At 63.7% G+C, this 10799-nt stretch carries 13 protein-coding genes and 1 riboswitch; of the genes, 9 read left to right on the plus strand and 4 right to left on the minus strand.

Going from position 1 to position 10799, the window contains the following annotated elements:
- The first annotated feature begins 24 nt into the window (after positions 1-24).
- Genes C8N32_RS12230 through C8N32_RS12240 form a run of 3 tightly spaced genes read left to right on the plus strand, consistent with a single transcriptional unit; the run spans position 25 to position 2478 of the window.
- Positions 25-753, plus strand: coding sequence for a glycosyltransferase family 2 protein (locus tag C8N32_RS12230; RefSeq protein ID WP_107893273.1), 729 nt, complete (start codon positions 25-27; stop codon positions 751-753).
- On the plus strand, positions 753-1055 hold the full coding sequence (locus C8N32_RS12235; RefSeq protein WP_107893274.1) for a lipid-A-disaccharide synthase N-terminal domain-containing protein: 303 nt from the start codon (positions 753-755) through the stop codon (positions 1053-1055). The genes C8N32_RS12230 and C8N32_RS12235 overlap by 1 nt, the downstream gene beginning before the upstream one ends.
- The gene (locus C8N32_RS12240) at positions 1048-2478 is read left to right on the plus strand and encodes an ArnT family glycosyltransferase (RefSeq protein ID WP_107893275.1); all 1431 of its coding nucleotides are present in this window, start codon (positions 1048-1050) and stop codon (positions 2476-2478) included. Before C8N32_RS12235 ends, C8N32_RS12240 begins: the two co-directional genes overlap by 8 nt.
- On the opposite strand, the gene rfbA is transcribed toward C8N32_RS12240, so the two are convergent.
- Genes rfbA through rfbC form a run of 4 tightly spaced genes read right to left on the minus strand, consistent with a single transcriptional unit; the run spans position 2475 to position 5780 of the window.
- Positions 2475-3344 (minus strand): glucose-1-phosphate thymidylyltransferase RfbA, encoded by an 870-nt coding sequence (rfbA, locus tag C8N32_RS12245; RefSeq protein WP_107893276.1) that lies wholly within the window; start codon positions 3342-3344, stop codon positions 2475-2477. The genes C8N32_RS12240 and rfbA overlap by 4 nt on opposite strands.
- Entirely contained in the window at positions 3341-4189 is an 849-nt protein-coding gene (rfbD, locus tag C8N32_RS12250) for a dTDP-4-dehydrorhamnose reductase (RefSeq protein WP_107893277.1), read from the minus strand. The genes rfbA and rfbD overlap by 4 nt, the downstream gene beginning before the upstream one ends.
- Positions 4186-5223 carry a dTDP-glucose 4,6-dehydratase gene (gene rfbB, locus C8N32_RS12255; RefSeq protein WP_107893278.1) on the minus strand — a complete coding sequence of 346 codons (1038 nt, stop codon included), beginning with the start codon at positions 5221-5223 and terminating at the stop codon, positions 4186-4188. The genes rfbD and rfbB overlap by 4 nt, the downstream gene beginning before the upstream one ends.
- Positions 5220-5780, minus strand: coding sequence for a dTDP-4-dehydrorhamnose 3,5-epimerase (gene rfbC / locus C8N32_RS12260; RefSeq protein ID WP_107893279.1), 561 nt, complete (start codon positions 5778-5780; stop codon positions 5220-5222). The genes rfbB and rfbC overlap by 4 nt, the downstream gene beginning before the upstream one ends.
- Positions 5781-5855: 75 nt before the next feature.
- Here rfbC and C8N32_RS12265 point away from each other — a divergent pair, with 75 nt between their 5' ends.
- From C8N32_RS12265 to C8N32_RS12290, 6 genes are all read left to right on the plus strand, one after another.
- The gene (locus C8N32_RS12265) at positions 5856-6728 is read left to right on the plus strand and encodes an NAD-dependent epimerase/dehydratase family protein (protein ID WP_107893280.1); all 873 of its coding nucleotides are present in this window, start codon (positions 5856-5858) and stop codon (positions 6726-6728) included.
- The gene (locus C8N32_RS12270; protein WP_107893281.1) at positions 6725-7336 is read left to right on the plus strand and encodes a sugar transferase; all 612 of its coding nucleotides are present in this window, start codon (positions 6725-6727) and stop codon (positions 7334-7336) included. Before C8N32_RS12265 ends, C8N32_RS12270 begins: the two co-directional genes overlap by 4 nt.
- A 139-nt stretch (positions 7337-7475) precedes the next feature.
- A complete protein-coding gene (locus tag C8N32_RS12275; RefSeq protein WP_107893282.1) occupies positions 7476-7910 on the plus strand; it encodes a universal stress protein in 435 nt (144 codons plus the stop codon).
- Positions 7911-7938: 28 nt separating this feature from the next.
- Entirely contained in the window at positions 7939-9483 is a 1545-nt protein-coding gene (locus tag C8N32_RS12280; RefSeq protein ID WP_107893283.1) for an alanine/glycine:cation symporter family protein, read from the plus strand.
- An 89-nt stretch (positions 9484-9572) separates the two neighbouring features.
- Positions 9573-10082, plus strand: coding sequence for a bifunctional adenosylcobinamide kinase/adenosylcobinamide-phosphate guanylyltransferase (gene cobU / locus C8N32_RS12285; protein ID WP_107893284.1), 510 nt, complete (start codon positions 9573-9575; stop codon positions 10080-10082).
- A 27-nt stretch (positions 10083-10109) separates the two neighbouring features.
- Positions 10110-10281, plus strand: a riboswitch (cobalamin riboswitch).
- Between the two features lie 83 nt (positions 10282-10364).
- Positions 10365-10730 carry a cysteine-rich small domain-containing protein gene (locus C8N32_RS12290; protein WP_107893285.1) on the plus strand — a complete coding sequence of 122 codons (366 nt, stop codon included), beginning with the start codon at positions 10365-10367 and terminating at the stop codon, positions 10728-10730.
- The last annotated feature ends 69 nt before the right edge of the window (positions 10731-10799 follow it).

The following is a 10799-nucleotide window of genomic DNA, read 5'->3' on the forward strand; positions in this document are numbered from 1 at the left end:
GTCTGTATTTTACGAGAGGCGCATATGCCTGCTGTATCCGTCGTCATCCCGATGAAGAACGAAGCCGGAAACGTGCAAACCGTTCTGACTGAAATTTCCCAGGCCTGCGCCGGGCTGGGGGACGGGCTTGAGATCATCGTCGTCGACGATGGCTCTACCGATGACACGGCCGCGGTCGTCATGGCCCTGCGGACGGAAATGCCGGGGCTGCGGCTGCTGCGGCATGCGCGGTCCGGCGGGCAGAGCGCGGCGGTTCACAGCGGGGTTCGGGCGGCGGGCGCGCCGATCATCTGCACACTGGACGGCGACGGGCAGAATCCGCCTGCGGAACTCCCGAAACTTTACGCCCCCCTTCTGGAAGACACGACCGGGAAGCTGGGCCTGGTGGCCGGGCAGCGGGTCAACCGCCAGGACACTTTATCCAAGCGGCTGGCTTCGCGCGCGGCGAACGCCTTGCGCGGTTGGTTTTTGCGCGATGGCACGCGGGATACGGGATGCGGGCTGAAAGGTTTCCGCCGGGAGGCCTTTCTGGACATGCCCTATTTCGACCACATGCATCGCTACCTTCCGGCGCTGTTCAAGAATTGGGGCTGGCAGGTGGCCCATGTGGATGTCGCCCACCGGGAACGCCAGGCCGGGCGGTCGAATTACAACAACCTCCAGCGTGCGATGGTCGGCGCCTATGACCTGGTCGGGGTCGCGTGGCTGATCCGCCGCCGCAAGAAGGTCCAGCCAGAGCCCGAGGCTGCCTGATGGAGACGGTGTTCGGCTGGCTGCATGTCGCCAACTGGGTCGAATTCTGGTGGGTCGTTGTCGGACTTGGCGGACAGTTGCTGTTCACAGCCCGTTTCCTGGTGCAATGGATCGCCTCGGAACGCGCGGGGCGCTCGGTGGTGCCGCTGGCGTTCTGGTACTTTTCGATCGCAGGGGGCGCGGTCCTGTTTGCCTACGCGGTGTATCGAAAGGATCCGGTGTTCATCCTGGGGCAGTCGATGGGGTTGTTCATCTATCTGCGCAATCTTTGGCTGATCCGGGAAGAGCGTCGCAATGCCTGACATACGCGGCTGGCTGCTCCCGGCCGGGATGCTTGTTCTGGCCATTACCGCAGCGCGCGTTCTGGCATTGAATTTCGTACAGATCGACCTGTTCGTGGATGAGGCTCAGTACTGGCTTTGGGGGCAGGATCCGGCGTTCGGCTATTATTCCAAGCCACCGATGATCGGCTGGGTCATCCGCGTCTTTACCGAACTGGGCAGCGATACCGCTTTCTGGATACGCCTGCCGGGGCCACTGTTTCACGCCGCCACGGCACTGATCCTGGGCCATATCGCCGCCCGCAGTTTCGGGGCACGTGCCGGGGTGGCAGTGGCGGTGGGGTTTGTCACATTGCCGATGGTGGGCCTGGCGTCGATCCTGATCTCAACCGATACGATCATGTTTCCCTTCCTTGCGCTGGCAGGTCTGGGCTACCTCCGCCTGACCGAAGGCGCGGGACGTGGCTGGGCTGTGGCCACGGGGGTGTGTCTGGGGCTGGCCTTCCTGTCGAAATATGCGGCCATTTACTACCTTTTCTGCGCGCTCCTGGCGGCGGGGCTGATACCCCAGGCACGTATCGGCTGGCAAAAGGCGGGGCTGGTGCTGGCGGCATTCGTGCCGGTTATATCCGCGAATCTGATCTGGAACGCGACGCAGGGCTTTCCGACGCTTTCCCACACTCTGGACAACGCCGATTGGGTGCGCGACCCTTCCGCCCGGGCCGGTCTGAATCTGCCGGGATTGGCGGAATTCTTTTTCGCCCAGTTTGCCGTGGCGGGGCCGGTGATCTTCGGCGGGCTTCTGGGGATGCTGGTGCGGGCAGGGCGACTGACCGTACGGCAAAGGCTGCTGCTGTCGTTCGCGCTCCCGATCGTTGCGGTGGTGATGGGGCAGGCCCTGGTGTCACGCGCTTACGCCAACTGGGCGGCGTCGGCCTATCTGGCCGGCGCGGTAGCGGTGCTGCCCTGGCTTTCCAGGCGGTGGTTGCTGGGGTCTTTTGTCTTTAACGGAGGGGTGTGCGTTCTGCTGCCACTTCTGGCAATCGCCGCGCCCTTTCTGGGCAATACTCCGGCGGGGTCCGCCGTGGAGCGTTACCTGGGCCGCCACGATATGAGCCGCGAGATCCTTTCCGCCGCACGGGAAGCGGGGGCCGATACGGTTGTGGCCGCCTCCCGGGACGTTCTGGCAGACCTGTTCTACACCGGCCGGGACAGCGGGCTGCGTTTTTTCGCCGTGCCGCCCGAGGGCCGCCCGATGCACCATTACGAAATGGTCTTCGCTTTCCCCGGCAGTGGCTCCGCGCTCTATGCCGGGTTCGAGGCCGCGCCGCCCGATTGTGCCCGCGGTGTCGCTCCGGTTGCTACACTCCACCCGAAGACCGGTGCTTACGCGGACAAGACGCTGCGGCTTTACCCTGTGCCCACAAGCTGCTGGACGCGTTAAGGGATCAGGCCGCGCAGGTAATCGCCATAGGCGTTCTTGGCATATATCCTTGCGCGGGTCAGGACATCCTCGGCACTGATCCAGCCTTGCTTGAAGGCGATCTCTTCCGGGCAGCCGGTTTGCATCCCTTGCCGTTCCTCCAGCGTCCGCACGAAATTGCCCGCATCCAGCAGGCTGGCATGGGTGCCCGTGTCCAGCCACGCATACCCGCGGCCCATCTGTTCCACCCGGAGGACGCCATCGTGCAGGTACATTTCCAGCAGGGATGTGATTTCCAACTCCCCCCGATCCGACGGGCGCACGCTGCGGGCGCGCTCGGGCGCGGTTTCATCAAGGAAGTAAAGCCCTGTCACCGCGAAGTTCGAAGGCGGAACGGCAGGTTTTTCGATAATCTCGCGCACCGTGCCATCGGGGGCGAAATCCACCACGCCATATCTTTGCGGGTCAGACACGTGGTAGCCGAATACCGTGCCCCCCGCGCTGGCATCCGCCCGTTGCAGAAGCTGCGGCAGGCCGTGACCGAAAAAGATGTTGTCACCCAGCACCATCGCCGACGGGGCCCCGGCCAGGAAATCCTCTGTAAGGAGGTAGGCCTGCGCCAACCCATCCGGTGCGGGCTGGACCACCCAGGTGAAAGAAAGGCCCCATTGGCTGCCGTCGCCCAGCAGGTGCCGGAACTGATCCTGGTCCTGTGGGGTCGTGATGATGGCGATCTCGCGGATACCGGCCAGCATCAGGACCGAGATCGGATAGTAAACCATCGGCTTGTCATAGATGGGCAGAAGTTGCTTCGAGATGCCTATCGTCACCGGGTAAAGCCGCGTGCCGGACCCCCCGGCCAGAATGATGCCCTTGCGATTTGTCATTTTATGCCAAGCTCTTTTAAAATATCGGCCAGTCCGGCGCGCCAGTCCGGGCGGGCAATTGCGTAGTCGTGCTCAAGGCCGGTGCAGTCCAGCCGGGAATTGGCGGGCCGCCTGGCGGGGGTGGGGTACTCGCGGGTGGAGATGTCGGTAACCCTTACCCGTCGGCCCGCCTGCGCGAAAATCTCGCGTGCGAAATCGGCCCAGCTGACATCGGGCGCCCCCGAGAAATGATAGGTTCCCGACGGCCCGTCCGTGCAAAGCCGCCCCGAGACGGCCCACACGGCCTGGGCGATCGCTGCCGCAGGGGTCGGGCCGCCGACCTGGTCAGCCACGACAGTCAGGGCATCGCGGGTTTCGGACAGGCGCAGCATCGTCTTGACAAAATTGGCCCCGTGCGCGGACACGACCCAAGAGGTGCGCAGGATCACATGCGGCCCGTTCGCGGCGCGTATGGTTTCCTCCCCCGCCAGCTTGCTGCGGCCATAGACGCCAAGGGGGGCGGTCGGATCGCCAGGGTGCCACGGGCGCGTGCCGGAGCCGTCGAAGACATAGTCGGTCGAGATATGAACGAAAGGAATGCCCCGCTGTGCGCAGGCCCGTGCCATTGCGCCGGGGGCGTGGGCGTTCACGGCCATCGCGATGGTCTCGTCGTTTTCGGCCTTGTCCACGGCGGTATAAGCGGCCGCGTTGATCACGGCCTGGGCCCCACTTTCCGCCACCTGTGCGGCGCAGGCGGCCGGGTCGGTCAGGTCGGCATCCGCCCGGCTGAGAAACCGGGCCTGCGGTGCGATACGGGCCAGTTCGGTCGCAACCTGGCCGGTTTGCCCGAAGACCAGTACCGTCATGCCACCCCCAGCCTTTGGCCGACGCCCTCACGCTTCAGCAGCGGGCGCCACCAATCCTCATTGTCCAGATACCAGCTGACGGTACGGCGCAGCCCCTCTTGCAACGTTACCGAAGGCCGCCAGCCAAGCTCATCGCGCAAACGCGCGGGGTCGATGGCATAGCGGCGGTCATGGCCGGGCCTGTCGGCCACGAACGTGATCAGGCGGTCGTGGGGGGCGCCGTCCGGGCGCATCTCATCGAGCAGGGCGCAGATCTGCCGCACCAGATCGATATTCGTGGCCTCGTTTTCTCCGCCGATATTGTAGGTTCGACCCGCAATCCCCTTTTCCATAACGCAGAGCAGGGCATCGGCGTGGTCTTCGACAAACAGCCAGTCACGCACGTTCTGCCCATCGCCGTAAACGGGTATCGGCTGGCCCGCCAGCGCCTTGAGGATCGCCACCGGGATCAGTTTCTCCGGGAAGTGGTACGGCCCGTAATTGTTGGAGCAGTTCGTCACCAGAACCGGCAGGCCGTAGGTTTCCCCCCAGGCCCGCACAAGGTGATCGCTGCCCGCCTTGGACGCCGAATAAGGGGAACGAGGGTCGTAGGGGGTCTCTTCGGAAAACGCCCCCGTTGGGCCAAGGCTGCCATAGACCTCATCGGTGGAAATGTGGTGAAACCGGAACGTTCCGGGCTGCCCGGCCTCTACCCAGAAGGCGCGGGCGGCCTCCAGCAGGTTAAAGGTGCCGGTCACGTTGGTTTCGATGAACGCTGCCGGCCCGTCGATGGAGCGGTCCACGTGGGATTCGGCGGCAAGGTGCATGACCGCGTCGGGCCGGTGCTGCGCAAGGATGCGGGTCAGTTCCGCCCGGTCTCTGATATCGGCCCGCTCAAAGCTGTAGAGCGGATTGTCCGCGACCCGGGCCACGTTCGCAAGGTTGGCGGCGTAGGTCAGTGCATCGAGGTTGACAACCGCGTGGCCCCGCTGCACCGCCAGGCGCACCACCGCCGAACCGATGAAACCTGCGCCGCCTGTCACCAGAAGTTTCATTGGGACGCCTCCCATGTGAACGGGCTGTCGAAATCCGACAGCGGGATCGCGCGGGCATCCTTTTCCGACAGGTGCGGGGCCTCGGCCAACCCCCAGTCCACCCCGGCGCTGTCCCAGCGCACGGCACCATCGCAGTCGGGGGCGTAGTAATCGGTGCATTTGTAGACGATCTCGGTGTCGGGCTCCAGGGTGATGAAACCATGCAGGAATCCCGGTGGAATCCACAGCTGCCTGCCGTTCTCGAAACTCAGTTCCACCCCGACCCAGTGGCCGTAGGTGGGCGCGCCTTTGCGGATGTCCACGGCGACGTCGAACAGACGACCCCGTCCGCACCGCACCAGCTTGCCCTGGGCATGGGGCGGACTTTGGTAATGCAGCCCCCGGATCGTCCCGGCCACACGGGACAGGGAATGATTGTCCTGTACGAACTCGGCGAAGATTCCGGCCTCTTCCATGCGCCGTTTCGTCCAGCTTTCACAAAAGAAACCGCGTGTGTCGCCAAACCTTTTGGGGGTGAGGATTTTCACGCCGGAAAGGGATGTTTCCTGAACCTGCACTGAAATATCCTTTGCTCTTTCAATCGGTTTTGGCTTAGCAGGTCAGACGATCAATGTCATCTGCCAAAGCCTGCCATGCCGTGCCCTGTCTCCAGTCCATATTCCGGCCGCCACCTCCTGGTGGTGGGGGCAACAGGGCGTGTGGGGACGGCGCTTCGGCGATACTGGGGCGGGCGGGAAATATGTGGACTGCGCCCGGTTTGGCAAACCCGCCAGGCGCTTTCCGGGCGGGGCTGGGTGCGGTGGTCTCCGTTGGATGAAGCCCTGCCGGACGTGCCACCGCTGTGGGCCGTCCTGCTGCTGGCCGGGGCAACCCCCTCGGGCAAGGGCAATATGAAAGACGCCGCGCCGCTGGCGCGGGCAGCACTGGAGGCGGCCCAGGCAGGGGGTGCGCGGCATGTGTTCCTGGCCTCGTCGCAGGCGGTCTATGGCGCAACCGATGCGGCGGCGCGCGAAGACACGCCCCGCACCCCCCTCAGCGGTTATGGCCATAGCAAGGCGGCGATGGAAGATGCTGCACTGAACGTTCCCGCCGGCATGCCGCCGGTCACCTGCCTGCGCATCGGCAACGTGGCAGGGGCCGAGCTTCTGGGGCAGGCGGTGGCCTCCGGGCGTCCTGTGCGGCTGGACCGCTTTGCCGATGGCGCGGGGCCGGTGCGTTCCTATATCGGGGTGGGAACCCTGGCACGGGTTCTGGAAAGCCTGGTGCGCCACTCCCGAAACGGCACGCCTCTTCCGCAGGTTCTGAATGTCGCCGCCCCCACCCCCACGGCCATGTCGGAGTTGCTGAGAAGCTGGGGGCGCGGCTGGGATTGGCGTCCGGCCCCGCCAGAAGCCCGGCAGAGGGCGGTGATGAATGTGGAACTCCTTGAGAGCCTGCACCGTTTCAGGCCCGAGGACAGTCATGCCACGCAGATGGCAAGGGATTGGGAAAGGTTCGGAGCATGAGCGCCAAGCGTCTGTTCGATGTTTTGCTGGCACTGGTTCTTGGCGCGCTTTTGCTGCCGCTTTTGCTGTTGATCCTTGGGACGATGTGGATGCTGGACGGGCGGCCGCTGTTTTATGTCTCCGAGCGGATGAAAGCGCCGGGCCGCCCCTTTGCGCTGTGGAAGCTGCGCACGATGCGCCCGGCCCCGCGGGACAGCGGCGTTTCGGGGGGCGACAAGATCAACCGCATCACCCGGACAGGCCGGATTTTGCGCCGGTTCCGGCTGGATGAAATTCCGCAGCTTTGGAATGTGCTCAAGGGCGATATGAGCTTTGTGGGTCCGCGTCCGCCTCTGCGTCTTTACGTGGAACGGTTCCCCGATCTCTATGCCGGAGTGCTGAGGTCGCGCCCGGGGATCACCGGGCTGGCGACGCTGACTTATCACGCCCATGAGGAGCGCCTTCTGGCACCGTGCCGTACGGCCGAAGAAACCGATGCCGTCTATTCCCGTGCCTGTGTTCCGCGCAAGGCGCGGCTGGACCTGATCTACCAGCGGAATCAGTCGGTTTGCTATGACGCGGTGCTGCTTTGGCAGACCCTGGCCCGGGTCTTCAGGCGACGCACCTAATAGTTGTATTTTACAACTATTTGTTGTTAAGATTCTGTTTTAAAGGCGAAATCAAGGGCAACATAGTCGTTTTTGTAAGACGGCCCACCCCCCTCCGGTTTACCCTTGCCGCCTTGAGGGCAATCAACGGGAGGAAACCATGTCCCAAACTTTTGTCGTCGGATATGACGGCAGCGACGCAGCCCGTCGTGCGGTTCAGTTTGCGCTGGACCGGGCACGCGACCAGAATGGCAGGCTTGTCGTCGCCCATGTTCTCGAATGGTCACCTTATTCCTTTTTGACGCCGACAGAACTGGAAGAGCGCCACAAGCGCCGCCGGGAGGAGCTTCAGCGCGCTGAAAAAGCCCTGCTGAAACCGCTCCTGGACAGTTTGAAGGACGCCGGTGTGCCTGTCGAGACGGCGCTGAAATACGGCAACATCTCCGACACGCTGTGCGACATCGCTGGGGAGGCGGGGGGCACGCAAATCTTTATCGGACGTAACGGCCATTCCACAATGGGATCGCGGATTTTCGGCTCGGTCGCGGGGCGGCTGGCGCAGACGGCGTCTGTTCCGGTCACCATCGTGCCCTGAGCGCGCACTCTTCCAACAGGGACAGAAAATGACAAACACAATGACAAGGGCGGCTTTTGTCGCCGCGCTCTCGCTTGGGGCGTCGTCCCCGGCGCTGGCGCAAACCCTAGACGAAAAGGTCAACGAAATATTCGCCAGTTCGACAGGCTGGTTCGTAGACTTCATCTTCAGTCCGTTTCCCGGGACGTCGTTCCCGTGGATCGTGGCGTGGCTGGTCGTGGCGGCGACGGTGTTTACGATCTATTTCGGGTTCATCCAGTTTCGGGCCTTTCCCCACTCCATTGCGCTGGTACGTGGCGACTATGCGGATCCCGATGACGCGGGCGAAGTCAGCCATTTCCAGGCCCTGGCCACGGCGTTGTCGGGGACGGTCGGTCTTGGCAACATCGCCGGGGTCGCGGTCGCGGTCGGCATCGGGGGGCCGGGGGCGACGTTCTGGATGATCCTTGCCGGTCTTTTGGGCATGGCGTCCAAGTTCACCGAATGCACGCTGGCCGTTAAATATCGCAACGAATACCCTGACGGCACCGTCTCCGGCGGTCCGATGTATTACATGACCAAGGGGATGGCCCAGCGCGGCCTGCCAGGGGGGCGGATTCTGGCGGTGATGTTCGCCGTTTTCTGTATCCTGGGGGCGTTGGGGGGCGGAAACATGTTCCAGGCCAACCAGGCGCACGCGCAGATCACCAATGTCGTCGGCAATTATCCCGGCTGGATCACCGGGGTTGTCTTCGCGGCGATCGTTTTCGCGGTAATCGTGGGCGGGCTGAAATCCATCGCACGTGTCACCGAGAAAGTCGTGCCTTTCATGGGGGTTATGTATGTGAGTGTGGCGCTGGTAATCGTGCTGGCGAATTATGACAAGATTGGCTGGGCTTTCGGGCAGATATTCGCCGGGGCTTTCACCGGTCTGGGCGTTGCCGGCGGCATGGTGGGGGCTCTGATCCAGGGGTTCAAGCGGGCGGCGTTTTCGAACGAAGCCGGCGTGGGCTCGGCGGCCATCGCCCACTCGGCGGTGCGCACCAAGGAGCCCGCCACCGAAGGGTTCGTTTCGTTGCTGGAGCCATTTATCGACACGGTGGTCATCTGTACCATGACCGCACTGGTGATCATCATCACCGGGCAACTGGTCAGCGATCCGGAGACCGGGCGTTACGTTCTGGCCGAAGGTGGGAAGATGATCGCCACCGTCGACGGCAATACGGGTGTTGCGCTGACATCGGCGGCGTTCTCCTCGACATTCGGCTGGTTTAAGTACGTGCTGGCGCTGGCGGTGATCCTGTTTGCCTTCTCGACCATGATCAGTTGGTCTTACTACGGGCTGAAGGCCTGGACGTACCTGTTCGGCGAAGGTCACATAAAGGAACTGATCTTCAAGCTGATCTTCTGCGCCTTCGTGGTCGTCGGGGCCGCCGCCAGTCTTGGCCCGGTGATCGACTTCTCGGATGCGGCGATCTTCGCCATGGCGGTGGTCAATATCGCGGCACTTTACATGCTGATGCCGATCGTCCGGGATGAGGTGAACGGCTACCTCTCGCGTCTGAAATCGGGCGAGATCACAAAACATCGCTGATCCGCCTCCGTGCCGGGCCTTCGGGCCCGGCGCTTTGGTTTGCGCCACGCCGTGCGTCCGTCTATCAGGGGCGCAGCAAGGAGGTGGCCATGGCCCCGATCATTTTCATTACCGGCGGTGCGAGGTCGGGAAAAAGCACCCGGGCCGAGGCCCGCATCCGTGAGTTCGGCGGACCGCGGGTCTATATCGCGACGTCGCGCCCGGAGGATGACGAGATGCGCGCCCGAATCGCCGCCCATGTGGCGCAACGCGGCCCCGGTTGGCGTACCGTCGAGGAGCCGCTGGACTTGCCAGGCGCTCTTCGCGACACGGACGGTGATGGGGGCCCCTGCCTCGTGGATTGCCTGACCCTGTGGCTATCCAACCTGATGTGGGCAAAGCGGGACTGGGCCGCAAACGTCGCCGCGCTGGAGGTCGCGCTGGAGGCCCGCCAAAACCCCGTGGTTCTGGTTTCCAACGAAGTTGGCATGGGCATCGTTCCCGAAAACGCCCTGGCCCGCGCGTTCCGCGACGCCCAGGGGCGGCTGAACCAGCGCATCGCGGCCTGCGCCGACGAGGTGGAACTGGTCGTTTCTGGTCTGCCCCTGCGGGTCAAGTGAACGCTTGACAGCGGTGCCGGTGCGGCTACCTCTAGGGGCGGTTCTGGTGCCCCGAAAGGGGTGAAAAGGGAAGCCGGTGCGATTCCGGCGCTGCCCCCGCAACTGTCAGCGGCCAGCCCTGCCCATGCGTCACCATCCGGGACGGTGGCAAGGGGGTCGATCCGCAAGCCAGGAGACCTGCCAGAACCGTGCACCAAATCCGGGCGGTGGGCCCGGCAGGGGACTTTGGCCTGCCTCTTCCCGCCGGTTTCCGCCATGATTGCCGTAGAAAAGAGGACGGACATGCAGCCAAAGGACACCACCGGGAACGAGGCTTTCAAAGGCTTTACCAACACGGCCTGTCCGTTTCATCCCTGCCATGCGGGTGTGAAGCGCGAATTCAACTGCCTGTTTTGCTATTGCCCGCTGATTGCCTATGAGTGCCCTGGCCCTTACAGGCTGTATACTGATCGCAACGGCCTGACGCGGAAGGATTGTTCTGCCTGCACGCTGCCCCATGACGGCTACCAGCAATCGTGGAACTTCATCCAGAAATGGCTGGAATACCCGGTGCCGTGGAAGGGCGGGGCCCAGACCGAACCGCCTACCGCGCGTCCGCGCCCGCCTTCCGGGGTTAGTGTGCCAGCGCCAGAAGTGCGTCGAGGTTGAGATCCTCTTCCAACTGGTCGGCGAGCCTGTCGAGGGCATTTTCGACCTGCGCGGCGTAGTCGAGTCCGG

The sequence above is a fragment of the Rhodovulum imhoffii genome (genome assembly GCF_003046545.1).
Lineage (GTDB): Bacteria > Pseudomonadota > Alphaproteobacteria > Rhodobacterales > Rhodobacteraceae > Rhodovulum > Rhodovulum imhoffii.